This is a genomic window from Sphingorhabdus sp. EL138, from assembly GCF_900258045.1.
Classification (GTDB): Bacteria; Pseudomonadota; Alphaproteobacteria; order Sphingomonadales; family Sphingomonadaceae; genus Parasphingorhabdus.
In genome coordinates this window covers 257,793-271,730 of sequence record NZ_OGVD01000003.1, presented here as the reverse complement: position 1 = coordinate 271,730, position 13,938 = coordinate 257,793, and the positions used below count along the sequence as shown (strand labels likewise).

The 13,938-nt window shown below is 53.4% G+C and carries 13 protein-coding genes and 2 tRNA genes; 9 read left to right on the top strand and 6 right to left on the bottom strand.

What is annotated here, in order from left to right; all coding sequences use genetic code 11:
- Positions 1-277: 277 nt before the first annotated feature.
- The 7 genes from DK507_RS07440 (at position 278) to DK507_RS07410 (ending at position 8,212) form a co-directional block, all read left to right on the top strand.
- Entirely contained in the window at positions 278-808 is a 531-nt protein-coding gene (locus DK507_RS07440) for a CarD family transcriptional regulator (RefSeq protein ID WP_109355750.1), read from the top strand.
- A gap of 696 nt (positions 809-1,504) precedes the next feature.
- Entirely contained in the window at positions 1,505-2,044 is a 540-nt protein-coding gene (locus tag DK507_RS07435) for a hypothetical protein (RefSeq protein WP_109355749.1), read from the top strand.
- Between the two features lie 139 nt (positions 2,045-2,183).
- A complete protein-coding gene (locus DK507_RS07430; protein ID WP_254054294.1) occupies positions 2,184-2,948 on the top strand; it encodes a hypothetical protein in 765 nt (254 codons plus the stop codon).
- A 104-nt stretch (positions 2,949-3,052) separates the two neighbouring features.
- Entirely contained in the window at positions 3,053-3,856 is an 804-nt protein-coding gene (locus DK507_RS07425) for a molecular chaperone (protein WP_109355747.1), read from the top strand.
- A 104-nt stretch (positions 3,857-3,960) separates the two neighbouring features.
- Positions 3,961-6,573: a hypothetical protein gene (locus tag DK507_RS07420; RefSeq protein WP_254054293.1), complete on the top strand. Its 2,613-nt coding sequence runs from the start codon at positions 3,961-3,963 to the stop codon at positions 6,571-6,573.
- A 9-nt stretch (positions 6,574-6,582) separates the two neighbouring features.
- Positions 6,583-7,494: a hypothetical protein gene (locus DK507_RS18070; protein ID WP_254054292.1), complete on the top strand. Its 912-nt coding sequence runs from the start codon at positions 6,583-6,585 to the stop codon at positions 7,492-7,494.
- Between the two features lie 304 nt (positions 7,495-7,798).
- Positions 7,799-8,212: a hypothetical protein gene (locus DK507_RS07410; protein ID WP_109355746.1), complete on the top strand. Its 414-nt coding sequence runs from the start codon at positions 7,799-7,801 to the stop codon at positions 8,210-8,212.
- Between the two features lie 45 nt (positions 8,213-8,257).
- On the opposite strand, the gene DK507_RS07405 is transcribed toward DK507_RS07410, so the two are convergent.
- From DK507_RS07405 to aroA, 6 genes are all read right to left on the bottom strand, one after another.
- Positions 8,258-8,344 (bottom strand) — tRNA-Leu (locus DK507_RS07405).
- A 139-nt stretch (positions 8,345-8,483) separates the two neighbouring features.
- Positions 8,484-8,765 (bottom strand): integration host factor subunit beta, encoded by a 282-nt coding sequence (locus DK507_RS07400; RefSeq protein WP_109356211.1) that lies wholly within the window; start codon positions 8,763-8,765, stop codon positions 8,484-8,486.
- Between the two features lie 273 nt (positions 8,766-9,038).
- Entirely contained in the window at positions 9,039-10,742 is a 1,704-nt protein-coding gene (rpsA, locus tag DK507_RS07395) for a 30S ribosomal protein S1 (RefSeq protein ID WP_109355745.1), read from the bottom strand.
- A gap of 207 nt (positions 10,743-10,949) precedes the next feature.
- Entirely contained in the window at positions 10,950-11,594 is a 645-nt protein-coding gene (locus tag DK507_RS07390) for a d(CMP) kinase (protein WP_109355744.1), read from the bottom strand.
- Positions 11,591-11,851, bottom strand: coding sequence for a hypothetical protein (locus DK507_RS07385; RefSeq protein ID WP_109355743.1), 261 nt, complete (start codon positions 11,849-11,851; stop codon positions 11,591-11,593). The genes DK507_RS07390 and DK507_RS07385 overlap by 4 nt, the downstream gene beginning before the upstream one ends.
- Positions 11,851-13,218 carry a 3-phosphoshikimate 1-carboxyvinyltransferase gene (gene aroA, locus DK507_RS07380; RefSeq protein WP_109355742.1) on the bottom strand — a complete coding sequence of 456 codons (1,368 nt, stop codon included), beginning with the start codon at positions 13,216-13,218 and terminating at the stop codon, positions 11,851-11,853. The genes DK507_RS07385 and aroA overlap by 1 nt, the downstream gene beginning before the upstream one ends.
- Positions 13,219-13,398: 180 nt before the next feature.
- On the opposite strand from aroA, the gene DK507_RS07375 reads away from it, so the two are divergent.
- Both DK507_RS07375 and DK507_RS07370 read left to right on the top strand, forming a co-directional pair.
- Entirely contained in the window at positions 13,399-13,725 is a 327-nt protein-coding gene (locus tag DK507_RS07375) for a TIGR02300 family protein (RefSeq protein WP_109356210.1), read from the top strand.
- Between the two features lie 82 nt (positions 13,726-13,807).
- Positions 13,808-13,883: transfer RNA gene (locus DK507_RS07370), tRNA-Ala, on the top strand.
- Positions 13,884-13,938: the final 55 nt, after the last annotated feature.

The window sequence follows — 13,938 nt, the reverse complement described above, 5'->3', positions numbered from 1 at the left end:
CGAGCGCAGCGAGGCAAGGCCGAACGGCCGCCGCGCCTTTATGGCGCGTAGCCAAGCGGGCGGATGCCCGCGCCCGGCGCTTGAGGTTCAAAAAGTTGTGCGTTGCAACGAGAAATTGCTTTTTTGTGACGAATCTGTTAACACTAGTGTCGGTTAGCGGCTGGGCACGGGGGGTGTTTGGTCGTTATATATATGAACAAAAGGGTTTTTTCGTCGGGGTTTTTGAGAAATTTGACCGAAATCATCCTTCTTTTCCATAGAGAAAGAAAGGTTTTTTATGGCTGCGAATACGCTGTCCTTTGATGTGGGCGATTATGTTGTTTATCCAAAACACGGTGTTGGGCGTGTAATTGAACTGCAAAATGAAGAAATTGCAGGCATGCAACTGGAACTATACGTTCTTCGCTTTGAAAAAGAACGCATGACATTGCGTGTACCAATGAACAAGGCAGAAGGCGTTGGCATGCGCAAACTGTCCTCTGACAAGACGCTGAAAGAGGCGCTTGAGACCCTGAAAGACAAGCCGAAAGTCAAACGCTCCATGTGGTCGCGCCGCGCCCAGGAATATGAAGCGAAAATCAATTCCGGTGATCTTGTCTCTATTGCCGAAGTGACCCGCGATCTCTTCCGCGCTGACGATCAGCCAGAGCAAAGCTATTCCGAACGCCAGATTTTTGAAGCGGCGTCCAGCCGTCTGGCCCGCGAACTGGCTGCGATGGAAGAAACGGATGAGCCAACGGCGCTCACGAAAATTCTGGAAATCCTGAATATTGCAGCACCGCAATATTATGAGGTCAAGGAAGACTGATCTCAAAAGAGCAGGTTTTGAAACCAATCATCAAAGGGCCGTCTCAGAAATGGGGCGGCCTTTTTCGTGGACTTGTAAATGGCGCGTTCTCTGCGGCGTCCACTAGAGTTTATGGCTCTATCAACAGCACCCTGAGATCATTGACATTCGTGCCTGAGGGATCTGTGCTCATGAGAGCATCCGGGAGAGCAAGAGCTTCATAGCTATGGTTATTGACGTGCATCTTTTCTGCTTTGGATCGGCCGCCCATCAACCTTCAAATATCGGGCCCCAGAAAAACCCCGGCATGATCTTGCGCTATCTCTATCGCGCTACTTTCAGATCATCGCCCAATATTGCGGCTTCATATACGTTCCGTTCAACTGCCTGCGCCGTAATTTTCGAATGAGATCGACTTAAGCTTTGACATGCTTTTGTCCCGATTCTGGACAGCTGGATCATCTGCCATAGTGGCTAGTTTACACCTATTTACCATTAGAACTGGCGCAGAATAAGAGCTGTAACGCATTGGTTTAGCGGCCTGTGTGCGATCTTTTTGTAACAGCTGTGACTTTCAGGGTGGAAAAATCGCTCAATCCCTGTATTAACGTCTTATTAACGATACAGGGGTGAGTCGGGTCGTGACTCCCAGGGGCATTAGCCAAGACTTTACGCTCACAAAAGTCTTTGGCGAAGTAGTATAGTTGAGGGGCAGTCATGCGAATCTTATTTCCGGCGGTAGCCGGTGCGGCAGCAGCCATGATGGCGTTTGTCACGCCTGCCAGCGCAAATGAAATTGACAATGTCCGTTCACTGGACATTGCCGTGAGTGGTTCGATCAGTCAGCAATGCGCCATGGGCGGTATCGCGGATATGGATTTCGGCAATCTGGAGCGCCGGGGCCTTAACCGTCAGGTGCCGGTGGCCTTTAACTGCAACATGCCATTCACAATGACCATTAACGGGGAAAGAGGTGCGTTGACGCACTCGACCATGCCTAATGGCCAAGGGCCTTTTGGTGGCCAGTTACCCTATTCTTTGTCGATTGAAATGCCTGTGCGCCATCCGGCAACGCAGGTGATTAATCGATCCTTTAACAGTCGCCAGCTTCAGGGTGGTGGCGTGATTTCCAGCAATGGCGGTATCGCGACAGACGGGATGATCCTTAGCGTTGAGCTGGGCTTGCCATCTGGCGAAGCCGGGCTGCTGGCCGGAGAATATTCTGAGATGATCACTATTACGGTCTCTCCGATCTGAGATTCGTTTGCGGGGCATTCCACAAACGGAAATACGCCGAAGGGGTAGGCATCGATGCTCTTCCGGCTTGCGACCCAACCGATGCAAATTACAGGCCAAGCCCCATTGACGGGTGCGGTCAAATAGAAGGAAGAATGTTATGAAAAAGATCCTTTGCGGCGCTGTTGCCGCTCTTGCTGTCGTCGCCGCTTCTGCGCCGGCCGCTGCTCAAACCAATGAACGTCACTATGCTGGCACCAGAACGCTATTTTCTGGTAACGACTACACCATCACCAATCCTGGTTTTTTTGGGACTCTTCTTGGTGAAGCACGCGTAGCACTTGACTTCGGTACGCGCTACCGCGCACGTGCTAATGCGCCAGACGACACCGAAACAGCCACACCGACTGTAAATGTTGTGTTCAGCCTGTCTGGAACCGTTAACAAAGATTGCTCCTTCTATTCGGGCAACAATGCAGGTGCGCGGAACATAGATTTCGGTACCATCGGTATTCGCACTGGCGACAACGAAAATGTTGCCAATGCATTCGAAATGGTCGGTCCTGCGACTGCCAACATCGATACGCTGACCGCTGGTTGTAACTTCAACAACGAAGTTGAGATCACGAAAAGTGATGTAAACGGCCTCGTCAATGCTGCTGCTGGCGGTTATGATGTGGATGAGTTCCAAGCGAACATCCCTTACAGCGTACGTGCAACATGGACTGGTGTTGCGCTTAACGCCGTGACATCAGGGTCAGGCCAGTCACTGGACGTATCGACCACTGACGTGACCGGATTGAGGCAGCAAGGTGCATGGCGTTCGCGCATGGACATCGACATTGTCGCGCCTGTGATTAATGGCAAGGGCCTAGTCGCTGGTAGCTACGAAGGTACCACGACGCTGACGCTTCGCGCGCTCTAAGTCTTGTTGTGAAAATAGAGAAAAGGGGGAGGACTGTTCTTTCCCCTTTTCTTAACACTTAAATGAAATAGTAGATTCCGAAAATTCTGTTAGGGGCAGAGTATATGCCGATTTTGACAATGATGAAGCGGCGCTTTTATGCGCTCATAGCTGTATTTTCTGCCTTCATAGTGCTGACCACGCCTGCTTTGGCCATGCGTGTTTCGCCGATGGTGATCGAGATGGAATCACGCGGTACAAATGCTACGGCCCGCATCGAGGTTCAGAACATAAACCCCGGCAATCTTGCTTTCGAGACCCGCATCTTTCGGATGCAGATTGACGCGGACGGAAAAATTACCGAGACGGCCGCAGACGAGGAATTCCTGGTTTTCCCACCACAAGGCATATTGCCGGCAGGCGGACGCCAGGTGGTCCGCTTGCAATGGCTGGGCGCAGGAGAGCCCGATACTTCACAGGCTTATTACGTATCCATAGAACAACTGCCCGTGGCATTGGAGCCAGGAGCAGTTGATGCAGTCGGTGCGCAAGTTCAGATACTTTACAATATGCGTGCCCTGGTCGTGGTTGCCCCTCCTAATGCAAAACCTGATGTAAAGGCGACCACAGTGAAGCAAGCGTTGTTCCAACCACCTGCATTGCCGGGTGCAACAGAACCCGCGCCGATGCAGGATGGTGTCGAAGTTACTCTGACCAACGAAGGCCGTCGTCACGCGATGATGGCAAACTTCTCATGGCAATTGGTGGGAACCGGCGCCGATGGCGAATGGCTAAGGGTTGACATCTCGCCCGAAGAACTGACGCGCGCTATAGGAACTGGCTTTGTGCCTGCCCAGGGAGAACGAGTCTTCCGTCTCCCGGTCGCCGGATTTGGCCCTGGACCAATTAAGTTGTCGTTCAAACAGTGAGAGCGCAATCCACTCTATTTTCTGTCGCTTCCCTGGCACTATGTGCAGGCAATGCGAACGCTCATGTGATGGTCCCGCTATGGTCCGCAGGCGCGCTCGCGCAAGTGTCAGTCCCGCTGCCACAGGCATCTGCTCCAGCACCCTCTTCTACGCCAGTACCCGCAAGTCAAAGCGCGCCGACAGATGCACCTGTAACAATCCCCCTTCCCGATGATCCGTCAGGGCCGGTAACTTTACCGCTTCCAGACGGTCAAGAACCAACACCAACTCCGGCGCCAACGGTTCAATACCCTATCGGTGCCCATGGACGACCCGATATCAACCCTTATGATCGCGATATCGATATGACGGTACCGCTGACCTTCCAGAACCGTACTTTGGGCGAAATTCCGTTGCGCCTGACGGCTGATGATCGGTTTCTGCTCGAATCAGAGACTTTTATCCGCTTGATGAAATCGATTCTTAACGATCCGGCCCATGTGGAGCTCACGAACAAATTGAGTTCGTTGACCCAATTCGGAGAAGAAGATCTGGATCAAACGGGTGTTCGGCTCACTTACGATCCCAGTACGCTAGCAGTGGTGGTCGTTGAAGTTTCGCCCGAGCAGCGTGCGATAAGCAATCTATTTGCACCGCCGCGCGATGACACCAACGATATCTCATTGGAGCCAGCCAGCCTATCTGGCTATCTCAACCTAAGTGTGCTGGGCACCTATATTTGGGAAGGCAGTCAACTTGACCCGCCGACCATTAATTTCGACGGCGCCGTGCGGTTGGGGCCCGTTGTTTTCGAGGGAGATGCGCAACTTGGTCAGGAGTTCGGCCTGACAGGGGATTCTTATAGGTTTTCGCGCAACTTTGCGCGACTGGTTTATGATGAACCTAAAGAATATCGCCGTTGGTTTCTGGGGGATCTTGATCCCGAAATCCGCGGCCAGCAATCTTTTGTCTCGATGGGCGGCATCGGTGTTGTGCGGCAGAAACGGCGGTTCAATAGTTTTCGATCAGCAATACTGCAGGCCAATCGCCAACTCATTATCCAACGTGATTCGACCGTCCGCTTTCTGCGCAATGGTTCACTCTATAGGGAGGTCCGTCTCCAGCCCGGGCGATATGACTTCAGTTCCCTGCCTTTGATTGCTGGTAGCAACGATATCGATATTCAAGTCACCGATAATAGCGGCGCGGTTCAGAATCTGTCCTATCAGCAATATCTCGATCCCATTGATCTTGACCCAGGTGATCATGAATATGGAGCCTATTTAGGACCAACGAGCAGGACATTTGGACGCGCTCCTGATTATCGCGGACCGGTCGCCTTTAGCGGCTTCTATCGCAAAGCATTTTTTAACGCCCCGGCCATTGGCGTCGGTCTTCAGGCAAGCGAGGACGTACAGACACTCACCGGCCAGACCCAGTTCGTTCTCGGCAACGGTGGACGGCTTCTCCTGGATGGCGGTGCCAGTAATTCGAAGGCTGCTGGGCAAGGATTTGCGGGCGGTGTTGGCTATGAGCATTTCATCGATCGAGGTGGATTGTCCGACAGTCTCACGGTTAGGGCTGATTATATTTCGCCCAAATTTGCGACTTTGAACAATTTGGAAGCTATCAATACCACGTCCGTAACGGTTTCAGCCCAATATACGCGTCAATTTAGTCTGAAATTCTTGACCACTTCGACAGCATCCTATCTGAAAGGTCGCAATGGATTGCGAGACAGCTACCGTTTAGGAACCACCGGCTACTATCGCTTAAATCGCAAATGGACCTTCAGGGCCGGGGTTGACTATGCCAGATTTCCGACAGCGGGTTCCCGAGGTAGTGGTTTCAGCGTTAGTGTCGGGTTAGTATTTCAGCCTGATTATCGCCGCCGGGCCGAAGCGCGATATGAGAGCCGCGATGACCTTAAAGAACTTTCCTATAATCAAAGCGGCCTGAACCAGCTCAATAGTGTTGGCTTCGGCGGGATTATCGCGCATGAAAACAACAACGCGCGGGCAAATGGTTTTGCCTCTTATTCGGCGAACCGTTTTGATGCCTCGATTAGCCATGCCAGCTTCGGGCCCAGCATCTCCGATTTCGGTGCAGTCAATGCTACATCTGTCCGTGTAGGCACAACCTTGGCTTTTGCCGACGGTCAATTTGGTATCGGGCGTCGTATTAACGACAGTTTCATGCTGCTGGCTCCGCATGAAAATCTGGGTAAGCGCAGCGTGGTTGCCGGACAATCGATTGCAGAGAATAACTATATCAGTCGTAGTGGAGCACTAGGATCAGCTCTCAATAACTTCTTGGGGTCCTATGCGACTCAATCCGTCCAGTATGATGTTGAAGATCCGCCAACCGGCTATGACACTGGTCCTGGTATATTCCGTGTATATCCATCCTACAAGAGCGGTTATGCAGCGCGCATCGGTACCGACGCCTTCGTTAGCGCAATGGGTACGCTTATCTTGGCCCCAGATCAGCCAGTTTCGCTGATCGGTGGACGGGTGACCCTGCTCGACGTGGAAGAAGGGGAGAATCCGAAACCGCTTCCGTTCTTCACCAATTCGGTTGGACGTTTCGCGATTGCGAACCTGCTGCCCGGCCGCCGCTATCTTGTCGAAACTTATGGGCCCAATGGTTCGATCGACAAAAGTTTTGAATTTACAGTTCCAGCCGACACAGACGGTCTGGTACGTCTCGGTACCGTTCGGCCGGGCATGAAAAAATAGGAGACACCAATGCTTCGATCCATACTGACTCTCTTCGCCGCATCTTTGGCTGCTCCAGTTTTGGCTCAAGCTCCTGTGGCTTCAGGCCAGACAACAGATTGCCTTGTTCGTGTCAATCCGGCGCCGGCGAGCTGGATCATTCAGGGTTATGATCCTTTTGCAAGTTCCATTCCCGAAGGCACATATGGTGTGACCTTCGTCAATGACGGTGGAGCAGAGTGCCGTTTCAGACCAACTTTCGTATTGAGACAGCCGCCATTCGGGTTATCAAAAGGTACAGAAAAACCAGTTCGATACGCGCTTTTGAACCTGACTGATACGCAAGATGTAACCCCGCGTGCGGGTCGGTCTCAGCCACGGTTATCGCAGCGTGAAATCGTACTTGCACCGGGAGAATCGCGATCCCTGACCTTTAGGCTGGTCGCTGAACCCAATGACGTACGCAGTTCTGGAACGTTCACGCAGGACGTTACGCTGGAAGCGCAGGACAGCAACTTTCGGTCTCTCGGTGGAGCACCACTGGTTTTCGGGATAAATGTCCTGCCATCGGCACGTGTCGGTCTCACCGGTGCCTACAGGAGGAACGATGGCCAAGCGGTTGTTGACCTGGGTGAATTGAAAGAAGGCGTTGCGCCCGTTCCATTGCAGCTTCGGGTTAGCAGTACCGGCGATTATGATATTGTTGTGTCTTCGGCAAATTCTGGTCAACTCCGCCTGGGCTCGAGCCAATGGTTCATTCCTTATTCGGTTGCTATCGGCGGCAATACAGTCAATCTTGCCGGTGCCAGTACTGTTACGGGGTCCAAAAGGTCCGGTCTGTTGAAAGATTCCCTGCCTTTTCAGTTTGTCATCGGTGACGTGTCGAACAGACGTGCTGGTGTTTACAGCGATGTGATCTCGGTGTCGATAACGGCACGATAAAGCCCGTCAAACACCGATTTTAACGGTATTTTATAACCATATACGATCGGTAGACCACCTCTAAGGCGCCGTTCGAAAAATAAGCTATTGGTTGATTGTTTCCGGTTAAGTAACTGAGATATAGATAATTATAATGCTCTATGGCGATGTGTTTAATGCAAGTCAGCTTGAGCGAGCCAAGTGGATATTAGACCATCCAATAAAAGTCCTAAAAAGTAAACGACGCGTTAACCTTCGCCGTTGACGTTACTTTCAACGCCTTCTGCCAAATTGCTGCCATCAGAAAAGAATTGAAGGCAGAGACATGGTGAAGAAACTAATCAGTGTGGTCGCGGTGGTGGCTGCGGCTACGACAGCTACCAGTGCAATTGCAACCAACTCTATGAGTTTCCGTTTGAAAGCAGTCGTTCCGGTGACTTGCGGTGTTCAGTATAGCTCGGCCGGTGCGGCTTTTGCCGAGAATGTTGTTCGTTTGGGCGAGCTCCGCGAATATTGTAATGCTCCTGGCGGATATAATCTGCAGGTGAGCTACAGCCCGAACAGTTTGCGCGGCGTGCGACTGAACTTCGGTAACGAGAGTGTCACACTAGACGGTTCCGGTTTTGCAACAATTCCGGGAGCCAGGGGTCCCAAGATCCAGACCCGAGCCCTATCGGCGCAAATTGGCGAAAACGGCTTTGACGCGCGCGAGTTTCAGGTGGCTGCGATAGCGAACTGATCTTCGATTATTCCGATGATCAGGCATTATATAATGCCATTTAGCTGGTGCGGACGGCGGGACTCGAACCCGCACACCCATTTCGGATAGCAGATTTTAAGTCTGCTGCGTCTACCATTTCGCCACGTCCGCACCGGTAGCTCCAACTTTGATTGGAGCATGCGACAAGCATCATTGCGCGCAGCAGGTCAAGCCCTGAGATGGGCTAATTTCAAGTTTTTCGATTGGTTGGCAGATATTTGACAGTTTCGGCCGATGTGCGGCCTTCCGATCATCCCTTATTGAGACGCTCGCGAATTTCTTTGCCAGGTTTAAAATAGGGCACGCGCTTGGCCGGGACCTGTACTGATTCGCCAGTACGGGGATTGCGCCCGATGCGTGGTTTGCGCTGGCGGGTTGAGAAGGCACCAAAGCCTCGTAATTCAACACGGCCGCCTTCGGCTAGCTTTTGACTTATCTGATTGAAAAACAAGTCAACAATCTTCTCAATCTCGTCCGGTTTCAGCTCGGGATTTTCTTCGGCCAGTTTTTCAAGCAATTCAGAACGTATCATGCGCATGCCTTTCCGCTTGTGGGGCAACCACGGAATTTGAGCTATTCGCGTCATGCATCTGCATTTGCTCTGCATCGCGATTATGGGATGATACTGACAGAAAATTTACATGTTTTCAATGGGCTTTGGATTTTACATTGTAATACGTCTTGAACTGGGACGGGTTGGCCGCATTGCTTTTTGGCATGGAAATTGGATCTGCCGACAAAAAAGCCCGCCTCCTTTCGGAGAACGGGCTTTTTCGAATAAACTTTCGGGCAGTGCCCGGCTGGCTTAGTCGTCCTTTTTCTTGAGCGCTTCGCCAAGAATGTCGCCAAGGCTGGCACCGGAGTCGGTAGAACCAAACTGTTCGACTGCCTGTTTCTCTTCGGCCAGCTGATGGGCTTTGATTGAGAAATTCGGCTTCTTGGAACGGTCGAAACCGGTAACCATCGCGTCGACCTTCTGGCCAACCTGGAAACGGTCAGGACGCTGCTCATCACGATCACGGCCAAGGTCGGTCCGTTTGATGAAGCCGGTGACGCCATCGTCGCCAACCTGTACTTCAAGACCGCCATCGCGAACTTCAAGCACGGTAACGGTGGTGACCGAACCTTTCTTGAGACCGCCCGTGTCGGTTCCGCCAACCGCAGGTGCACCTTTTTCAAGCTGCTTCATGCCGAGTGAAATACGCTCTTTCTCAACATCAATGTCCAGAACGATGGCTTTCACTTCTTCACCCTTATGGTGCAGGTTCAAAGCGTCTTCGCCAGAAATGCCCCATGCGATGTCGGACATGTGGACCATGCCGTCCACGTCGCCTTCGAGGCCGATGAACAGACCGAATTCGGTGGCGTTCTTGACTTCGCCTTCAACCGTGCTGCCGACAGGATGCGCATCCGCAAAGTCGGTCCACGGGTTGGATTGAGCCTGTTTCAGACCCAGTGAAATGCGGCGTTTCTCGGTATCGACTTCCAGAACGATCACATCCACTTCCTGAGAGGTGGAGACGATTTTGCCAGGATGTACGTTTTTCTTGGTCCAGCTCATTTCGGAAACGTGGACAAGACCTTCGATGCCGGCTTCCAGCTCAACAAACGCACCATATTCGGTGATGTTGGTAACCGAACCGGTCAGCTTCGTGCCAACGGCATATTTCTCGGAAGCGGCATCCCAAGGATCGCTTTCAAGCTGTTTCATGCCAAGCGAGATACGCTGCGTGTCTTTGTTGATCTTGATGATCTGGACTTTCAGCGTATCGCCGATGTTGATCATCTCGTTCGGGTGATTGACCCGCTTGTAGCTGAGATCGGTGACGTGAAGCAGGCCGTCGATGCCGCCCAGGTCAACAAAGGCACCATAGTCGGTGATGTTCTTCACAACGCCTTCGGTAACCTGACCTTCAGCCAGAGACTCAATAAGTCCGCTGCGCTGTTCTGCGCGGGTCTCTTCGAGGATCGCGCGGCGCGAAACAACGATATTGCCCCGCTTGCGGTCCATCTTCAGGATCTGGAAAGGCTGTGAAATGTCCATCAGCGGGGTCACGTCGCGCACGGGGCGGACATCAACCTGGCTGCCGGGCAGGAAGGCTACGGCGCCGTCAAGATCTACCGTGAAGCCACCTTTGACGCGTCCGAAGATAATACCGTCAACGCGGTTGCCTTCGTCATATTCTTTTTCAAGCTTGTCCCAGCTGGCTTCGCGGCGAGCGCGATCGCGGGACAGCATGGCTTCGCCGTTCACATTTTCGATGCGATCGACATAGACCTCGACTTCATCGCCAACATTCAGGTCAGCTTTTTGACCGGGAGCGGCGAATTCGCGCAGCGCCACACGGCCTTCTGATTTCAAGCCCACATCGATGACGGCCATGTCATTTTCGATGCCGACAACGGTGCCTTTGACCACGCGGCCTTCAAAGCCTTGATCTTCACCGCCAATTGATTCGTTTAAAAGTGCCGCGAAATCGTCGCGACTGGGAAATGCCGTAGAGGCCATATAAGAGTTCCTTAACAGATATTTTTTCGGGCCAAGCGGTTGGTTCCGCTGGTCTTGGACCAAAACATGGCCGCCACCGCATGTGACAGCCATATCCCCCAGAAAACTGCCATAAACTGGTAACGCAAAGATTGAAGCGCAAATAGCAAAAGCTGCGCCATAGCCGGAGCGGTGCTTTACCGTTCCGTCTGGCACATCATCTTTTTGCTATGCCGGATCTTTGTCGCGCCGGCGGCTTATCTTCGCGTCCACCAAGGCAATTGCCTGTTGAACGGCGTCGCCTATAGTCAAATCGGTCGTATCAAGCAAGTCCGCATCTTCCGCGGGCTTGAGCGGCGCCGTGACACGGCTGCGGTCCCGTTCGTCGCGTTTCAGGATATCGGCGAGGATATCATCAAAGTTCACCTTCTCGCCGCGGCGCTTCATTTCTTCGAAACGGCGAACGGCGCGCGCTTCCGATGAGGCGGTCACAAACAGCTTCACATCGGCATCCGGCGCGATGACCGTACCGATATCGCGGCCATCCAGAACGGCGCCCGCCGGTTGATAGGCAAAATCTTTCTGCCGCTTGTCCAGCGCACGGCGGACCTCGGGGTGGACCGAGACACGGCTGGCGAGGCCACCGACGGCTTCGCTGCGCAGGCCCGGCTCATTGAGCAGTGCGCCATCAAACATACATGCCTTGAGCGCATGATCCGGATTATCGGCATTTCCGCGCTGTTCCCGCAGGGTCCAGCCGACCGCGCGATAGAGCAGGCCGGTGTCGAGAAAGGGCAGGGCAAAATGCTTCGCCAGCTCTTTGGAGATCGTGCCTTTACCCGAGGCAGTAGGGCCATCGACCGCGATGATCATGGCCGTTGCTCCGTTCGCCCCTGATAGGCTTTCCACAGGCCGCCCAAGGCAATACCGATCCAGACAATTTCGAGCAATAAGGATGCGAGATTGAAATGCACCATCAGTGACAGGGTGAGCAGAAGCGCGCCGATCAGGTTCGTGCCATTATAGATGAATGCGTTCACGTTTCGGGCGTAGACGTTGTAGGCATAAGCCGAGACAATCAATATGCTGCCCAATATGCCGATCACGTTGGCGGAAAAATCACCGAGCATCAGGATGCCAATGCCTTCATAAGATCGGCAAAGCCGGGAAAGCTCGTTTCAGCCGGTGTGATATCATCTATCGTCAGTCCTGAAGCGGTGACCAGACCGGCCACTGCGAAACTCATTGCGATCCGGTGATCAAGAGCCGTCTCGATCGCGGACATGTTGCTGCCGCCAGATAGTGGTTCACCGCCGCTTCCGGTGATAATCAGGCCATCTTCTTTTTCCGTTAGCTCGACGCCAAGGACGCGCAGGCCTTCTGCCATCTGGCTGAGGCGATCGGATTCCTTGATACGCAGTTCATGAAGACCGCTGGTCGTCGTTGTTCCTTCGGCCAGTGCAGCGGCGATAAACAGGACCGGAAATTCATCAATCATGCTGGGCGCGACCTCTGCCGGGACATCAATGCCGGTCAGCTTGCTGTGTTTCACATGAATATCCGCGACCGGCTCGCCGCCAACGGTGCGTTTCTTCTTGAAGCTGATATCGCCGCCCATCTGCTGCAATATGGTGAACAGGCCAGCGCGGGTTGGATTGATACCGACATTCTCGACCACGATATCCGAGCCCGGCACCAGCAAAGCAGCCACGACCGGGAAAGCCGCAGAGGATGGATCGCCGGGTACCTTGATCTTTTGCGGTGACAATTCGGCTTCACCGGTCAACGAGATGATCCGGCTGTCCTCCTTGTCCGTTTCAACCGTCAGGTCTGCGCCAAAGCCTTTCAGCATGGTTTCGCTATGATCCCGGGTGGGAACCGGTTCGATCACGCGCGTAACACCCGGTGTATTTAATCCTGCGAGCAGGATTGCCGATTTGACTTGAGCTGATGCCACCGGCAGGCGGTATTCGATCGGCACCGCCGGGCACAGACCGCGCACGGCAAGCGGCAGACACGCTTTACCGTCAGATGACATCCGCGCGGTAAATTCTGCGCCCATGTCGGACAGGGGATCAATCACCCGGCCCATCGGCCGCCTGGAAAGGCTGGCATCACCGGTGAAGGTCACGCTGATATCATGAGAGGCAACCAGACCCATCAGCAGGCGCACGGAGGTTCCGCTATTGCCGAGGTCGATGGCGGTATCTGGCTGCATCAGACCGCCAACACCGACACCGTGCACTGTCCAGATGTCGCCCTTTTTCTCGATGGTGGCGCCCATGGCTCGCAATGCGGCGGCGGTCGCCAGAACATCTTCCCCCTCCAGCAGACCGGCAATCTGGCTCTTGCCGACGGCAAGTGCGGAGAGAATCAGCGAGCGGTGGGAAATGGATTTATCGCCAGGCACCGTTGTGCGGCCCGTTAAAGCGCCACCGGGAGCGAATGAAGCCGGTTTGGCTTCCACTATGATCTGATTTGTCGGTTTGCTGGTCATTTACGGGCTTTTTATGCGGTCATACGCGGTTGAACTGCGGATGATTCGTTTCAGGATGTGAAACGGCTTTTGACAGCGCGGCTCAGCTATGGCAAGGCGCGGCCAAATTGATTGATCGATTCCGTAAATCTTGCGAGCGGTCATAATATATTACTGACAAATAAGGATTTGGAACCAGCCATGGTGAAGCCAGAATGGGGCACGAAGAGAACTTGCCCGAAATGCGGAACACGTTTTTACGATTTGGGTAAAGAAGACCCGGTCAATTGCATCGAATGTGGTGAGACATGGACGCCGGAACCCGGCCTGAAATCCAAACAGCCCATGCCGTTTGAAGAAGCGCCGAAGAAAGACGCCAAAAAAGAAGACGAAGTGGCCGATGATGATCTGGACATCAACATCGATGATGATGAGCCTTCACCGGATAATGAGGTTGATCTGGGCGGCGATGATGACCTGGGTGTCACCAAAGGCAAGGGTGACGACGACGACAACGCCGAAACCTGATCGGGAAACTTGATTTTGATGCGTGCAGGCACCATTTGGGGCTTGCAATAAGCGGCGCGCTTGGATTAAACGCGCCGCATAAGGGGCCTTAGCTCAGCTGGGAGAGCGCTTCGCTGGCAGCGAAGAGGTCAGCGGTTCGATCCCGCTAGGCTCCACCAATTTTCAGGAGCAGAGCCGATCCGGGGGATCGGCGGCCTGAAAATTCCCGCAGCG

What these genes read in the sequence shown, in the direction of transcription:
- DK507_RS07390 (WP_109355744.1), bottom strand. Translation starts at nt 11,594, where the DNA reads ATGATCATCGCGGTCGATGGCCCTACTGCCTCGGGTAAAGGCACGATC.
- rpsA (WP_109355745.1), bottom strand. Translation starts at nt 10,742, where the DNA reads ATGGCCTCTACGGCATTTCCCAGTCGCGACGATTTCGCGGCACTTTTA.
- DK507_RS07410 (WP_109355746.1), top strand. Translation starts at nt 7,799, where the DNA reads ATGGTGAAGAAACTAATCAGTGTGGTCGCGGTGGTGGCTGCGGCTACG.
- DK507_RS07430 (WP_254054294.1), top strand. Translation starts at nt 2,184, where the DNA reads ATGAAAAAGATCCTTTGCGGCGCTGTTGCCGCTCTTGCTGTCGTCGCC.
- DK507_RS18070 (WP_254054292.1), top strand. Translation starts at nt 6,583, where the DNA reads ATGCTTCGATCCATACTGACTCTCTTCGCCGCATCTTTGGCTGCTCCA.
- DK507_RS07425 (WP_109355747.1), top strand. Translation starts at nt 3,053, where the DNA reads ATGCCGATTTTGACAATGATGAAGCGGCGCTTTTATGCGCTCATAGCT.
- DK507_RS07440 (WP_109355750.1), top strand. Translation starts at nt 278, where the DNA reads ATGGCTGCGAATACGCTGTCCTTTGATGTGGGCGATTATGTTGTTTAT.
- DK507_RS07400 (WP_109356211.1), bottom strand. Translation starts at nt 8,765, where the DNA reads ATGATACGTTCTGAATTGCTTGAAAAACTGGCCGAAGAAAATCCCGAG.
- DK507_RS07375 (WP_109356210.1), top strand. Translation starts at nt 13,399, where the DNA reads ATGGTGAAGCCAGAATGGGGCACGAAGAGAACTTGCCCGAAATGCGGA.
- DK507_RS07385 (WP_109355743.1), bottom strand. Translation starts at nt 11,851, where the DNA reads ATGCTCGGTGATTTTTCCGCCAACGTGATCGGCATATTGGGCAGCATA.
- aroA (WP_109355742.1), bottom strand. Translation starts at nt 13,218, where the DNA reads ATGACCAGCAAACCGACAAATCAGATCATAGTGGAAGCCAAACCGGCT.
- DK507_RS07435 (WP_109355749.1), top strand. Translation starts at nt 1,505, where the DNA reads ATGCGAATCTTATTTCCGGCGGTAGCCGGTGCGGCAGCAGCCATGATG.